Below are 14079 nucleotides of genomic sequence, written 5' to 3'. Positions count from 1 at the left end.
GGCGGCAGTCCGCGAGCGGCACGGCGGCGGGCCGGCGTCCGTCCAGTAGGGACGCCGACCCGCCGTCGTGGCGTACGTCAGGTGTTGTTGGCCAGGGCGATCAGCCGGCTGCGGTCGCCGTTCCAGTGGTTGCGGTCGACGGCGCCGCTGATGCCGGAGACGCTGCCGGAGTCGGTGTACTGCCAGAAGCTCCAGAACGGCGCGCCCGGCGGCAGGGCGCCGACGGAGGACGACCAGCGGGCGATCCAGAGCGGGTGGTTGTTCCACGGGCCGCTCCAGCTGCCGGTGCACTGGTTCCAGAAGCTGGTGGTGGTGTAGATGACCGCGTAGCGGCCGGTGCGCGAGCGGTAGGTGTTGAGGAAGTCCTGCACCCAGTTGCGCATGGCGGTGGTGCTCAGGCCGTAGCAGTATCCGCCGCTGTACGGGTTCGCCTCCAGGTCGAGCGCCGCCGGGAGGGTGCGGCTGTCGGCCGACCAGGCGCCGCCGTTGGAGGCCAGGTAGTTGGCCTGCACCGCGCCGGTGGAGATGTTGGGCCGGGCGAAGTGGTACGCCCCCCGGATGACCCCGGCGTTGTACGCGTTGACGTAGTTGGCGTTGAAGTTCGGGTCCTTGTAGCTCGTACCCTCGGTGGCCTTGATGAAGGCGAACTGGATGCCGGCGTTGCGGACGCTCGTCCAGTTGATGGTGCCCTGGTAGCGCGAGACGTCGATGCCGGGCACGGTGGCGGCGGCGGCCGGGGTCGCGGTGGCGACGAGGCCGGCGGCGGCGGTGGCGAGCACGGTGACCGCGGCGGCGATCAGCCGGCGCAGTGATGATCCGGTACGAGCCATGGCGTCCTCCTGAGACGACTGTCGATAGAGAGTCATCTTTGAAGGTGAGTGCCCGCCAAGGCAAGAGAAACTAAGAAAACTTTCAATGGATGGTGGGGTGACGGGCTGAACGTGTGCGTCCCCTCAGCGCAGGGTCGCCGGGTCGACCTGCCACGGGAACGGCTCGGCGAGGGTGAGCGTCTCACCGGCCTTGGCCACCCGGTCCTCGACGTAGTGCCCGCCGTCGAGTCGGTACAGCCGTAGGGAGTGGGTGTCGCCGTCCTGCTCGACCAGTAGATACCAGGGGATCCGGGCGATCGCGTAGAGCTGCATCTTGAGCACCCGGTCGGCGGCGGCGTTACCCGGCGAGACGATCTCCCCGACCAGGAAGACCTGGTCTGCGTCGAGGACCGTGCCCTCGTCGTCGGCGTCGGTAACGACCAGATCCGGAATGACGATGCGGTCAACGCCTAGTCGAACATTGATCGCATCGTATACCGACAGGCCGCTGCTCTCTGCCGCGGCCTCGATGCTGTTCGCCAGCCTTCGGGCCACTCGCTGATGCCGGCGGCTCGGGGCAGGGCTCACGATCAGGCTCCCGTCGAGCAGCTCGATCCGGTCATGGGTCTCGCCCAAGGCGAAGTAGTCGTCCTCGGTCCAGAGGCCGACGTGGGGTTCCAGGGGGGCCGCGCTCACCGGCGTTCACCTCCCGATCCGATCGCCACCCGGTCAGTCTCACACGATACGGGCGCCCGGCCCCGGATCGACACCGGAACGGTCGTCCGCCCTTGATCGGCGCCGGAGGGCGGGCGGTAGGCTGCCGCCCCATGGTGCCGATCGAGGGCATGACCGAGCTCTGGGACCGCCTGCTCGGCGCGCAGCCCGACCCACCCCCGCTGCTGGTGCTGCTCACCGGCCTGGTCGCGCTCCTGGTGGTCTCCACCCGGCTGCCGTGGCGGGTCGCCCGCAACGCGATCACCATCGCGCACGAGGGTGGTCACGCGCTGGCCGCGCTGCTCACCGGGCGCAAGCTACGCGGCATCCGGCTGCACTCGGACACGTCGGGATTGACCCTCTCCGCCGGGCGCCCCACCGGCCCGGGCATGGTGCTCACCCTCCTCGCTGGCTATCTGGCCCCACCCCTGGTGGGCCTTGGCGGGGCATGGTTGCTCGCCGGCAACCGGATCACCCTGCTGCTCTGGGTCGCGGTGATCCTGCTGCTGGCCATGCTGGTGATGATCCGCAACGTCTTCGGGATGCTCTCGCTGCTGATCACCGGCGGCGCCGTGCTCGCCGTCTCCTGGTACGCCAGCCCGCAGGTGCAGGCCGCCTTCGCCTGGACCGGCGTGTGGTTCCTGTTGCTCGGCGGCGTACGTCCGGTGGTGGAACTGCAACGGCTGCGCGCCCAGCGCGGGATGCCGGCCTCCGACGCCGACCAGTTGGCGGGCATCACCCCGCTTCCGGCGTTCTTCTGGGTCGTCCTCTTCGGCCTGGTGAACCTCGCCGTCCTGATCACCGGCGGGCTGATGCTGGCCGGCCCGCTGCTCGCCGAGGCCGGCCTCGCGCTCGGTTAGCACACTCAGAGCGGGATGTTGCCGTGCTTCTTGGGGGGCAGGGTCTCCCGCTTGGTACGCAGCACGCGCAGGGCGCGGACGATCTGGGTACGGGTCTCGTGCGGCGGGATCACCGAGTCGACGTAGCCGCGCTCGGCGGCGATGTACGGGTTGGCCAGGGTGTCCTCGTACTCGGCGATCTTCTCGGCCCGGACGGCGGCCGGGTCCTCGGCGGCGGCCAGTTCGGCGCGGTAGAGGATGTTCACCGCGCCCTGCGCGCCCATCACCGCGATCTGTGCGGTGGGCCAGGCGAAGTTGAGGTCGGCACCCAGGTGCTTGGAGCCCATCACGTCGTACGCTCCGCCGTATGCCTTGCGGGTGATGACGGTGACCTTCGGGACGGTGGCCTCGGCGTACGCGTAGATGAGCTTCGCGCCCCGGCGGATGATGCCGTCCCACTCCTGGCCGGTGCCGGGTAGGAACCCGGGCACGTCCACGAAGGTGAGTACCGGGATGTTGAACGCGTCGCAGGTCCGCACGAACCGGGCCGCCTTCTCGCTGGCCGCGATGTCCAGGGTGCCGGCGAAGTGCATCGGCTGGTTGGCCACCACGCCGACCGGCCGGCCCTCGACCCGGCCGAAGCCGACCACCATGTTCTGCGCGTAGAGCGGCTGGACCTCCAGGAACTCCCCGTCGTCCAGCACGTGCTCGATCACCCGGTGCATGTCGTACGGCTGGTTGGCGGAGTCCGGGATCAGCGTGTCCAATTCCCGGTCGGCGTCGGTGACGGCAAGGTCGGCGTCGACGGGGAAGACCGGCGGCTCGTCCAGGTTGTTCGACGGCAGGTGCGACAGCAGCGCCTTGACGTAGTCGACCGCGTCGGTCTCGTCGGCGGCGAGGTAGTGCGCGTTGCCGCTGCGGGCGTTGTGGGTGCGGGCCCCGCCCAACTCCTCCATGCCGACGTCCTCGCCGGTGACGGTCTTGATCACGTCCGGCCCGGTGATGAACATGTGCGAGGTCTGGTCGACCATGACGGTGAAGTCGGTGACGGCGGGGGAGTAGACCGCGCCGCCCGCGCACGGGCCCATGATCAGCGAGATCTGCGGGATGACGCCGCTGGCGCGTACGTTGCGGAAGAAGATCTCGCCGTAGAGGCCGAGCGAGACCACGCCCTCCTGGATCCGGGCGCCCCCGGAGTCGTTGATGCCGACGACCGGGCAGCCGATCTTCATGGCCAGGTCCATCACCTTGACGACCTTCTCGCCGAAGACCTCGCCGAGGGAGCCGCCGAAGACGGTGAAGTCCTGGGCGAAGACGCAGACCTGCCGACCGTCGACGGTGCCGTAGCCGGTGATCACGCCGTCGCCGTACGGGCGGGTGCGGTCCAGGCCGAAGTTGGTGGACCGGTGCCGGGCGAACTCGTCCAGCTCGACGAACGAACCCTCGTCGAGCAGCATCTCGATCCGCTCCCGGGCGGTTCTCTTGCCTCGGGCGTGCTGCTTCTCCACGGCGCGGGCCGACCCGGCGTGCGCCGCCTCGTCGACCCGTCGTGCCAGATCCGCCAGCTTGCCGGCGGTGCTGTGGATGTTGCTCCCGGTCTCGGTAGTCACCCAGGAAATATAACGACGGCTCAGGTCGCCGCTGCCGCGCCGTCCGCCGCACCGGCTTGCCCGTAGGCTGGTTCGATGCCGGGTTCGCCGTACACCGATCTGGACCGCCCGCCGCTGTCGGCGGCGCGGCTGCGCCGGGCGCTGGTCGCGCCGAACGGCCCGTGGTCACGGCTGGAGCTGCGGGTGGAGACCGGTTCCACCAACGCCGATGTCGCCGAGGCGGCCCGGGACGGGGAGCCGGAGGGCCTGGTGGTGGTCGCCGAGCGGCAGACCGCCGGGCGCGGGCGGCGCGGGCGGGTCTGGCAGTCGCCGCCGCGTGCGGGCATCGCGACCAGCGTGCTGCTGCGGCCCGGCGAGGCCGTGCCGGACCGAGGCTGGTCCCCGGCGCCACCCGCGGGGTACGGCTGGCTGCCGCTGCTGGCCGGCGTGGCGCTGGTCGAGGCGGTGGTCCTGCTGGCCGAGCTGGACGCCACCCTGAAGTGGCCGAACGACCTGCTCGTGGGGGGCGCCAAGTGCGCCGGGATCCTCGCCGAGGGGGTGCCCGGCCCGGGGCTGGGCGATCCGCCCGCGGTCGTGCTCGGCATCGGGCTGAACGTCACGCTGCGCGCCGACGAGCTGCCGGAGCACCCGACCGGCCTGCCGGCCACCTCGCTGCAACTGTCCGGCGCGGCGGCCACCGACCGGGATCCGCTGTTGCGGGCGCTGCTGCGCTCGGTGGCCGAGTGGTACGCCCGGTGGCGCGCCGCCGGCGGCGACGCGGTGGAGAGCGGCCTGCGGGACGCCTACCTGGCGGTCTGCGGCACCATCGGCCGCGAGGTGCGTGCCGTGCTCCCGGACGGCACCGAACTCACCGGCACCGCCACCACCATCGACCCCGACGGTCGACTCCTCCTCACCACCCCCGCCACCCCCACGACTGTCCCCACCACCCACCCCCTGGCCGCCGCCGACCTCCACCACCTCCGCTAACACCACCCACCCGGGGGGTGGATGTGGGGGGTGGCGGTGGGGGGTTACGGTCTGGCCGTCCGTTCCTGCGAGGAGGTTCCCGTGGCGTTTCCCGAAGACGTGCTCACCGAGGACGAGCACGTCGTGCTGCACCTGCATCCGCACTGGAAGGCACTGGTCGGGCCGGTGGCGGTGCTGGTGTTCGCCGTCGCCGCTGTGGCGGCCGGCGTCCTGTTCCTGCCCTCGGGCGGGGGCGGCTCCATCACTCTCGCGGTGATCGGCGGGCTGGCGCTCCTCGCCGTGCTCTGGCTGGCCCTGTGGCCGTACATTGCCTGGCGCACCACGCACTACCTCTTCACCAACGAGCGGGTGGTGCTCCAGCACGGGGTGTTCTCCCGGGAGCGGCGGGACATCCCGCTCAGCCGGGTCAACGACCACTCGATGAACCAGCAGTTCATCGGGCGGGTGCTGGGCTACGGCACGCTCACCATCGAGTCGGCGGGTGAGCGCGGTCAATCCGTGCTGCCCGACGTGCCGAAGGTGGACCGGGTCCAGACGAAGCTCTACGAACTCGTCGAGGCGTTCCACGACAAGCACTCACTCGGCGACGGCGAGCTGCGCGAGATCCTCGCCGAGCGCGACCGCACCACCGGCACCTAAGGTCGCCTGGGGTCAGCGTCAGCGGCGGCGGGAGCGGCGGGATGTGGGGGTGGGGTGGAGGTGGGCGGCCAGTTCGGCCTCCAACTCGGCGTCCAACGCCGCCGTCAGCTCCGCCTCGTCGCTGAGCGAGGCTGATCTCGGCTGGAGCGGGCGGGCGGGCACGCCGGGCCGGGCGGCGGGTGGTTCCTCTTCCTCCAGCTCCGTGATGGACTCGGCGAGTTCGGCCACCGGGTCCATCTCGGCCATCGTGTCCCACTCGTCGCGCGGCAGGCCCTGCCATCGCGGTGCCGCCTCGGCGGGCGCGGCGGGCTGGAAGACAAAGGTCCGGTACGACCAGAAGCGGAACAGGGTCGCCAGGACCACACCGCCGGTCTTGGCGACGTTGAGCGCCAGCAGGCCGGTCACGCCCAGCCCGTACTTGGCGGCGGCGAGCACGCCGAGTTCGATGAGCAGACCCACCCCGTTGAAGAGGAAAAATAGGGCGTACTCCCGCTGCATGGCCGATTTTGGACGATCTCGGTACGTCCAGTGCCGATTCATCAGATACGACGTGATCGTCGCGACGATGGTGGCGACAACGGTCGCCTTCAGCTGGCCATCGACGAAAACCGTGAGTGCCAGTGCGTTGAACACCGCGTAATTGATGACCGTGTTGACGCCGCCGACCAGGCCGAATTTGAACGCCTCGTGGATGAACTTCTGCCAGCGCTCAGGCAGCAGACGGACAAGAGGCATGCGCAACACCTTAGGGCAGTGGGTCGAGGCCGGCTGGTTCCGACCGAACGAGTGGGCGACAGGTCACGCCGCGCGGTCCTGGTTCGCTTCCGCGGCGGTTGGCGTTCCCGCATCCACGAAGACGAACCGTCGGTACGACCAGAATCGGAACAGCGTGCCTAGCCCGGTGCCCACCACGAAGCTGGCGATGTTGTCGGCCAGCCGGGTCTGGAAGACGGTCGGCCAGATGCTGCCGAGCCCGTAGCGGCTGATGGCCAGGCAGGCCACCGCGATCCCCAGGCCCACCGCGTTGAAGAAGAAGAACAGGGCGTACTCGCGTGCCGGGTTGGAGCGCTTGCGGTGCCGCCACGTCCAGAACCGGTTCCCCAGGAAGGCGAAGGTCGCCGCGATCACCGTGGAGATGGTCTTGGCGGTTACCTGCTCCACGCCCTGCGGGCCGATGAGGTAGTTGAACAGGGCGAAGTCGATGACGAAGGCGACACCGCCCACCGTTGCGAACTTGCTCAACTCCCGGACGAGGTGACCGAAGCGGTCGATCAGGGAGTGGACCAGACCCGTGCGGGTCTGCCGGGAGCCTGGCTCCCCGGTCATTGTGGCGGCCACCGTGCGAGCGTACCGGTTGCCGGTCCCACGGACGGGCAGCAACGGGCACCGGAGTCCACCGGTGCGGTGGCACGGACGGGCACGAACGGAGCGTAACCGGATCCGTGCGACGGGTGCCGTTGTTCCCTTCGGTGCCCCCCGGCCGGAAAACGCCGCCGCTGTCTCCACCCGGGAGCCGCAGGCCGGAGGTCCACCGCAGGATTTGCGTGAAACTGCGCGTGAAAGCGGGTAAAGGCTCGTGATGCCGCAGCGCGGCCGTACCTTGTGCAGTTCTTCACAACCAGTCCCACTGACTGGAGAGGGCCATCGGTTTACGCTGAGGCCAATCCCAGGTTTCCCACGAAGGCGATCCGCATCGCGCGGCGCCGAGACTCGTGCACTCCATAGACAGGTCAGCGTCGACCACAAGGAGATGTGTCATGGTTGCTCCGGCCACCGTTCGGGGTATCGATCAGGCCCCTACGTCCCACCCCAAACTCCTCGCCTGGGTCCGTGAGGTCGCTGAACTGACCAATCCCGACCAGGTCGTCTGGGTGGATGGGTCCGATCAGGAGTGGCGTCGCCTCACCGATGAACTGGTCGAGGCCGGCACTCTGGTCCGGCTGAACCCCGAGAAGAAGCCCAACTCGTTCTACGCGCGCACGGATCCGACGGATGTCGCCCGGGTCGAGGAGCGCACCTTCATCTGTTCCGTGGACGAAGCGGACGCCGGTCCCACCAACAACTGGATGGCGCCGGCCGAGATGAAACGGGTCATGACGGATCTGTACCGCGGTGCGATGCGCGGCCGGACGATGTACGTCATCCCGTTCGTGATGGGTCCGGTCGAGGCCGAGAAGCCCATGTTCGGCGTGGAGATCACCGACAGCCCGTACGTGGTCGCCTCGATGCGCATCATGACGCGGATGGGCGCGAAGATCCTGGCGGCGATGGGCGACGACGCGGACTTCGTGCACGCGCTGCACTCGATCGGCGCGCCGTTGGCCCCGGGCCAGCAGGACGTGGCCTGGCCGTGCAACGACACCAAGTACATCTCGCACTTCCCCGAGACCCGGGAGATCTGGTCGTACGGCTCCGGTTACGGCGGCAACTCGCTGCTCGGCAAGAAGTGCTACTCGCTGCGGATCGCCAGCGTGATGGGGCGCGACGAGGGCTGGCTCGCCGAGCACATGCTGATCCTGAAGATCACCTCTCCGGAGGGGCGGGTCTACCACATCGCCGGCGCCTTCCCGTCGGCCTGCGGCAAGACCAACCTGGCCATGCTGGAGCCGACCATCCCGGGCTGGAAGGTCGAGACGATCGGCGACGACATCGCCTGGATGCGGTTCGGCCCGGACGGTCGTCTCTACGCGGTCAACCCGGAGTACGGCCTCTTCGGCGTCGCGCCCGGCACGGACTGGAAGACCAACGCCAACGCCATGCGGACGCTGGAGCGGGGAAACTCCATCTTCACCAACGTCGCCCTCACCGACGACGGTGACATCTGGTGGGAGGGCATGGGTGAGCCGCCGGCACACCTGATCGACTGGAAGGGCAACGACTGGACGCCGGAGAGCGACAGCCTCTCCTCGCACGCGAACAGCCGGTTCTGCACCCCGATCACCCAGTGCCCGATCCTCGCCGAGGACTACTACGACCCGAACGGGGTGCCGATCGACGCCATCCTGTTCGGTGGCCGGCGCCGGGACACCATCCCGCTGGTGACCGAGGCCCGGGACTGGGTGCACGGCGTCTACCTGGGCGCCACGCTCTCCTCGGAGACCACCGCCGCCGCCTCGGGTGCGGTCGGCGTGGTGCGCCGGGATCCGATGGCGATGCTGCCGTTCATCGGCTACCACGGTGGCGACTACTTCCGGCACTGGATCGAGATGGGCAAGGGCGCCGACGGCGACGAGTCGAAGCTGCCCAAGGTCTACTACGTCAACTGGTTCCGCAAGGATCCGGAGGGCGGGTTCCTCTGGCCGGGCTTCGGCGAGAACTCGCGGGTGCTCAAGTGGATCGTCGAGCGGATCGAGGGTCGGGCGGAGGCCGTCGAGACGCCGATCGGCATGGTTCCGGCCCTGGACTCGCTGGACGTCGAGGGACTGGACATGACGCCGGAGGACGTCCGCATCGCGCTGAAGGTCGACCCGGACGAGTGGCGGGACGAGCTGCCGCTGATCACCGAGTGGTTCGAGAAGTTCGGCGACAAGCTGCCCGGCGTCCTCTGGGCCGAGTTGGACGCCCTGCGGGCCCGGCTCGACGCGGCGCAACCGCAGCGGGGGGTGTGATCGACAGCGGATCCGGGCATCATCTGATGCCATGAGGACGGCCGCCGCGACCGAGGTCCGGCGGCCGTCCGCCGTCCGGGTGCTGACCACGCTGCTGGCGGTGACCGCCGCGGCGACCGTCGTGGTCGAGGTGCTCAACTGGTGGTACGCGCCGGAGCAGGGTTTCGGGCTCGCCGTGCGGACCGGCTGGGCGATGCTGCGCTCGTTCGGCTTCCTGCTGCTCATCGGGCATGTGCGTCGCGGTCGGACGGTGGCCCGCCCGCTCGGCCTGATCCTCGCCGTCACCACGGTCTTCGCGGTCGGCCGGCTGGTCGTGCCCCGGCACGGCGTGCCGCCGCTGCCCGGACTGCTCGGCTTCGCCCTGCTCACCGCGCTCTGCACGGCCGTGGTCTGGTTGCTGTACCGGTCGTCGGCGCTCGCCGGGCATCTGGTGCGGCACCGGCCCCGGCTGGTCCTCGACCGCTCCGGCATCTCCTGGCGGGAGACGCCACCGCGCCGGCCGGAGGCGAACGCGTGGCTGCTGACCAGTCGGGTCGCGGCGTTCACGTACAGCCCGCTGATGCTGGTGCCGGCTCTGGTCGCCACCGCCGCGATCCTGGACGGGCGACTGATCGCCGTGCCCGCGGTGCTGCTCTGGCTGGGCGCCGGCATCGCGACCAGCTACCTGGTGCTGTTCTGCACGGCGTTCCTGATGCGTGGCCGGCGCTGGGCCGGCACGCTGCTCATCGTGGTCACCGTCGCCGTGCTCGCCGTCGACCTCCCGCTGTGCTGGTGGCTGCTCGGCGTCGACGGCCTGGTACGCGACGGCGCGCCGCTGGTCGCGGCCGGCGCCCTCGCCGTCTATGGTGTCCGTCGCGCCGCCCGAGCCAACCCCACCGCCGCCTGAGGAGACTCGGCGGTCGGCGCGGCATCGGCCACCGGCACACTGATCCGTCCGGCGGCTCGCTACCCTGCAAGGTGATGACTCTGCGGAAACTTCTCTACTCCGTCTACGAGCGGCGGCTGACGGCCAAGCTCGCGGGCCGTCCGGTGCCCCGCCACGTGGGAGTGATGTGCGACGGCAACCGCAGATGGGCCCGGGAGATGGGCTTCGTCGATCCGAACGACGGGCACCGGATGGGCGCCGAGCGGATCAAGGAACTGCTGCGCTGGTGTGACGCCGCCGGTGTGGGGCACGTGACGCTCTGGCTGCTCTCCACCGACAATCTCTCGCGCCCGGCGGCGGAGCTCGATCCGCTGCTCCAGATCATCGAGGATCTGAGCACCGAGCTGGCGGAGGAGGGCAACCCCTGGCGGCTGCGGATGGTGGGCGCGCTCGACGTGCTGCCGGCGCCGCACGCGAGCGCGCTCAAGGCAGCCGAGGAGCGGACCCGGGAGCGCACCGGCGGCGCTCAGGTCAACATCGCGGTCGGGTACGGCGGTCGACGGGAGATCGCCGACGCGGTGCGGTCGCTGCTGCTGGAGAAGGCGGCGAGCGGCGGCACGTTGGAGGAGCTGGCCGGCTCCCTGGACGTCGACGACATCTCCGAGCACCTCTACACCCGCGGGCTGCCGGATCCTGATCTGATCATCCGGACCAGCGGGGAGCAGCGCCTCTCCGGCTTCATGCTCTGGCAGTCGGCGCACTCGGAGTTCTACTTCTGCGAGCTGAACTGGCCCGATTTCCGTCGCGTCGACTTTCTCCGCGCTCTGCGCTCGTACGCCACCCGCCAGCGCCGTTACGGGGTCTGACCCCGGCACCCGCGCGCGGCGCTGGCTCAGGCGAGGCGGTGCGTGGCCTCGGTGAGGAAGTCGCCCAGCGCGGCCGGGGAGTCGATGGTGAGGTCGGCGGCCTCGGCGACCTCGTCACCGGTCTCCGGGTTGGCGACGGCGACGCAGACGCCCAGGAAGTCGGGGTCTGCGGCGGCGCGGGCCCGTAGCGCGGCGAAGGCCTTGATGTCGGAGACGTCGTCACCGAAGTACCACGCGCCGCGCACTCCCTGCACCAGCTCGTCGATCACCATGCCCTTGTCCCGGTCGACCGGTGGTTTGATCTCCAGCACCATCCGCCCGACCTGCACCCGCAGGCCGAGGCGCTCGGCCTGGTCGTGCCCCCACCGCTCGACGGTGGCGGCGAGCTGCGGGCTGGTACGCCAGTGCAGGGCCACGGAGAGTCGCTTGTACTCGACGAGGGTGCCCGGCGGCAGTTCGGCGCGGGCCAGGTCGGCGAGTTCGGCCATCGTCGGCACCCACGGCAGGGCGGCCGGCTCGGTGACCGTGTCCCCGCCGGAGTGGCTGTGCTCCAGGCCGTAGAGCCCGTACAGGTCGACGCCGGTGAGCCCACCGAAGTGCTCCCGGAGGAACTCCACCGGTCGGGCCGAGACGATCGCGACGCGCCGCACCACCGGGGCGAGCGCCTCGATCGCGGCCAGTACCTTCGGCGCGGGTTGCACCTGCGTCGGATCGTCGGCGACCGGCGCGAGTGTGCCGTCGAAGTCGAAGAAGAGGACGGTCTCGGCCGCCCGGTCGGCGGTAGCCCGCCAGGCCTGGTCGGCGTTCAGCGGGGTCTTCGGCTGCTGGTTGCCCAGATTCAACGGCGGCACGCGCGACAGCGTACCCCGGGTTCGACCGGTCATTCCCGGCGTGAATCCGGCGCGGGTGGCAGGCGTGATCAGCGTTCGGCGGCTCCACGTCCCCGGCGTCCGAAGGGCACCACGGCCGCCTCCTGACCGTGGCTGAGCAGGTAGCCCTCCACGAAGCCGGAGTTCCGGTCGCCGGTGTGCGTCTCGATCTCCCGCAGCCGCTCCACCAGGAACTCGGTGAGCGCGGTGAGTCGGTCGTTGAGCCGGTCGTGCAGCTCGGCGATGACGGCCAGGACGATCGCGGTGCTCGCGGTGGTGAGCGCGAAGAGGTTGACGAGCAGGGGAAGCTGCCCGCCGTTCAGGGTCAGGGTCACCGCGTTGCCGGTGACGCAGAGCGTCACCGAGACCGTGGCGACCACGACCGCCAACCATTTCAGGGTCATGGGGAGACCCCCTTCTGTCCCGCAGGGCTTGGTTCGGCCTTGTCCCGTCCCCCCGCCGACGACGAGCCCAAGCAGTACGAATACGGACGCTAGCGCGCCCGTTCCTGCCCCGTAGCGAAACGAATGAGGCTGACCTGTCGTTCTTTCGCCATCTGAGGAACTAGCTGGCGGCGTCTCCTCGTTTTCGGACAGCGAGCGGCAGCGTCGGGCGGTATGCGAGGTAACGGATGGTTTCCCGGATGTGGAACTTCTCCGCGTCCGAGACGTCGGGGTCGACCAGCCGGCGCAGCAGCGCCTCGACATCGGGGTCCATCGGGGGCGGGGACGGCGGGGTGCGGCGGGAGGCCGTCCGGTCCCAGCCCAGGGCCGCGAAGGCGTGGCCCGGGTCGAGCCCGAGGCCCTCGCAGAAGGCCACCACCCGCTCGGCCTCCGGGTCGCTGGCCCAGTCGCCGCGTACCCAACGGTTGATGGTCTGTCGCGAGACGCCGGTGCGTCGGGAGACCTCGGTGCCGCTCCATGCCCGGGTCGCGCGGGCCTCGTCGAGGGCGCGCCGGACGAAGGTGGCGAAGGCGATCTTCCGCGCGTTGGCCGTCTCGGTCACCTCGTGACCGTACGACCGTTGAGCCTGGGTGGCGGCCCGTGCCACGCGTCTGTCACGCTTGCGTGACGTCGTTGCGTTCCGGCCGGAAGGGGGTCCGGCACTCTTCCTGAGGGGTGTCACCTGGGCAGGATAGATGTACGTAGGTGCGGAGGCAAACGAACGAAAAGCTGATACTGTCACGTTCATGGGACAACCTACGGTGTGTCACGTGCCTGAGACGATTAGTGCTCACCTGCGTCACGCGCCCGGTGTGAGGGGGGTGTGGTGACCGAACTCGCAACCCGTGCCCAGGCCTTCAGCCTGGTTGCCGAGGGGGTCGCCGCCGGACTGAGCGCGCCGTGGCGCCTCTACCTTGCCCACGGCTGCCGTTACCTGTCGCTGAGCGTCGGCGACCGGGCCGAGTGGAACGCCTGGCGAACCCACCTCGGCTGCCCGGAACTGAGCGTCCGGGTCTACGACGCCGGCGGTGAGATCCGCCGGTCGTCGGTGGCCGAGGTGGTCATGGACGGCTGCCGGATCAGCGTCGAGCTGGTGGAGGAGATCAGCACCGACGACCTGGACCGGCTCCTGGTCGCCGACCCCACCATCGTCGAACCGGAGGAACGATGACGGGCGCGCGAGGGACCGGAGCCGCCGGATGAGCCCGTTCCTCGCGATCTTCCTCGTCCTGGTGCTCGCCGCGACGTGCTACGCCGCGGGGCGGCTGCACGGGCAACTCAGCTACCGGATCGGCTACCGCTTCGGCTACCGGCAGGGCTACTTCGACGGCGACCGTGGCGCGTGGAACCGGCGCCGCCGCGACGCCCAGGCCGCCATCGCCTCCGCCCTCGCCGTGGCGGCACCCTCGTCGCCCCCCGCCCGGGTCGCCGCCACGGTGGTCCGCCCGGGCACCACGTACACCGGATCGTCCTTCGCGGAGCCGGCCGCCTCGGTCACCGGGCGGCACCCGACCGGCACCCTCGTCCGACGGACCGGCTGAACCGGTCGACGGGCTCCGGCCCGTCCACAGGCGCGGCGCGTACGCCCTTCGGGGCGGCGCCGTCGGGGCCACGTCAGACCGGTGGCGGTGGTCCCACCGGCCGGGATGCGCGCAGGGGGCATGCATCCCGGCCGGTTCACGCCGCCGTGCCGATTCGCCGCCCGGGCCTCGTCTCGGCGCTCGACGAGATCCACGAGCCAGGCTCTAGCCGGGACCGGTTGTGGGGAGCTAGCGTCTAGGCCATGGCACGGGGTTGTCCCGAGCCAGCCGGCCCGCCCGGCCTGCGACCTCGCACACGGGGCCCGCA

The 14079-nt window shown here is 70.3% G+C and carries 16 protein-coding genes and 1 pseudogene; 8 read left to right on the top strand and 9 right to left on the bottom strand.

The window, feature by feature from the left end:
- Positions 1–77: 77 nt before the first annotated feature.
- Positions 78–830, bottom strand: coding sequence for a GH25 family lysozyme (locus tag O7615_RS05460; protein WP_278176194.1), 753 nt, complete (start codon positions 828–830; stop codon positions 78–80).
- 123 nt (positions 831–953) lie between these two features.
- Positions 954–1505, bottom strand: coding sequence for a Uma2 family endonuclease (locus O7615_RS05455; RefSeq protein WP_278176193.1), 552 nt, complete (start codon positions 1503–1505; stop codon positions 954–956).
- 131 nt (positions 1506–1636) lie between these two features.
- On the opposite strand from O7615_RS05455, the gene O7615_RS05450 reads away from it, so the two are divergent.
- Positions 1637–2383, top strand: coding sequence for a M50 family metallopeptidase (locus O7615_RS05450; protein ID WP_278176191.1), 747 nt, complete (start codon positions 1637–1639; stop codon positions 2381–2383).
- A 5-nt stretch (positions 2384–2388) separates the two neighbouring features.
- Here the strand turns inward: O7615_RS05450 and O7615_RS05445 are convergent, their stop codons facing one another.
- Complete coding sequence (locus O7615_RS05445; RefSeq protein ID WP_278176189.1) at positions 2389–3972, bottom strand: acyl-CoA carboxylase subunit beta; 1584 nt, start codon at positions 3970–3972, stop codon at positions 2389–2391.
- A 75-nt stretch (positions 3973–4047) separates the two neighbouring features.
- Here O7615_RS05445 and O7615_RS05440 point away from each other — a divergent pair, with 75 nt between their 5' ends.
- Together O7615_RS05440 and O7615_RS05435 are read left to right on the top strand one after the other, a co-directional pair.
- A complete protein-coding gene (locus tag O7615_RS05440) occupies positions 4048–4941 on the top strand; it encodes a biotin--[acetyl-CoA-carboxylase] ligase (RefSeq protein ID WP_278176187.1) in 894 nt (297 codons plus the stop codon).
- 81 nt (positions 4942–5022) lie between these two features.
- Positions 5023–5580 carry a PH domain-containing protein gene (locus O7615_RS05435; RefSeq protein ID WP_278176185.1) on the top strand — a complete coding sequence of 186 codons (558 nt, stop codon included), beginning with the start codon at positions 5023–5025 and terminating at the stop codon, positions 5578–5580.
- 18 nt (positions 5581–5598) lie between these two features.
- Here the strand turns inward: O7615_RS05435 and O7615_RS05430 are convergent, their stop codons facing one another.
- From O7615_RS05430 to O7615_RS34295, 3 genes and pseudogenes are all read right to left on the bottom strand, one after another.
- Positions 5599–6315: a GtrA family protein gene (locus O7615_RS05430; RefSeq protein WP_278176184.1), complete on the bottom strand. Its 717-nt coding sequence runs from the start codon at positions 6313–6315 to the stop codon at positions 5599–5601.
- 63 nt (positions 6316–6378) lie between these two features.
- Positions 6379–6906, bottom strand: coding sequence for a GtrA family protein (locus O7615_RS05425; RefSeq protein WP_278181979.1), 528 nt, complete (start codon positions 6904–6906; stop codon positions 6379–6381).
- A 185-nt stretch (positions 6907–7091) separates the two neighbouring features.
- Positions 7092–7196, bottom strand: a pseudogene (locus O7615_RS34295) (GtrA family protein); the annotation flags it as partial.
- A 141-nt stretch (positions 7197–7337) separates the two neighbouring features.
- On the opposite strand from O7615_RS34295, the gene O7615_RS05420 reads away from it, so the two are divergent.
- The 3 genes from O7615_RS05420 (at position 7338) to O7615_RS05410 (ending at position 10919) form a co-directional block, all read left to right on the top strand.
- The gene (locus O7615_RS05420; RefSeq protein WP_278176183.1) at positions 7338–9188 is read left to right on the top strand and encodes a phosphoenolpyruvate carboxykinase (GTP); all 1851 of its coding nucleotides are present in this window, start codon (positions 7338–7340) and stop codon (positions 9186–9188) included.
- A 31-nt stretch (positions 9189–9219) separates the two neighbouring features.
- Entirely contained in the window at positions 9220–10074 is an 855-nt protein-coding gene (locus O7615_RS05415; RefSeq protein WP_278176181.1) for a hypothetical protein, read from the top strand.
- A gap of 74 nt (positions 10075–10148) precedes the next feature.
- On the top strand, positions 10149–10919 hold the full coding sequence (locus tag O7615_RS05410; protein ID WP_278176179.1) for an isoprenyl transferase: 771 nt from the start codon (positions 10149–10151) through the stop codon (positions 10917–10919).
- A 26-nt stretch (positions 10920–10945) separates the two neighbouring features.
- On the opposite strand, the gene otsB is transcribed toward O7615_RS05410, so the two are convergent.
- From otsB to O7615_RS05395, 3 genes are all read right to left on the bottom strand, one after another.
- Entirely contained in the window at positions 10946–11770 is an 825-nt protein-coding gene (otsB, locus tag O7615_RS05405; protein ID WP_278176178.1) for a trehalose-phosphatase, read from the bottom strand.
- 68 nt (positions 11771–11838) lie between these two features.
- On the bottom strand, positions 11839–12192 hold the full coding sequence (locus O7615_RS05400) for a hypothetical protein (RefSeq protein ID WP_278176177.1): 354 nt from the start codon (positions 12190–12192) through the stop codon (positions 11839–11841).
- A 160-nt stretch (positions 12193–12352) separates the two neighbouring features.
- Positions 12353–12793 carry a helix-turn-helix transcriptional regulator gene (locus tag O7615_RS05395; RefSeq protein ID WP_278176175.1) on the bottom strand — a complete coding sequence of 147 codons (441 nt, stop codon included), beginning with the start codon at positions 12791–12793 and terminating at the stop codon, positions 12353–12355.
- 264 nt (positions 12794–13057) lie between these two features.
- Between O7615_RS05395 and O7615_RS05390 the strand changes: the two genes are divergently transcribed.
- Entirely contained in the window at positions 13058–13402 is a 345-nt protein-coding gene (locus O7615_RS05390; protein WP_278176173.1) for a hypothetical protein, read from the top strand.
- 28 nt (positions 13403–13430) lie between these two features.
- Complete coding sequence (locus O7615_RS05385) at positions 13431–13772, top strand: hypothetical protein (protein WP_278176172.1); 342 nt, start codon at positions 13431–13433, stop codon at positions 13770–13772.
- Positions 13773–14079: the final 307 nt, after the last annotated feature.

This window comes from Micromonospora sp. WMMD1082, assembly GCF_029626175.1.
Taxonomy (GTDB): Bacteria; Actinomycetota; Actinomycetes; order Mycobacteriales; family Micromonosporaceae; genus Micromonospora.
This window is presented reverse-complemented; position numbering and strand designations above follow the sequence as displayed.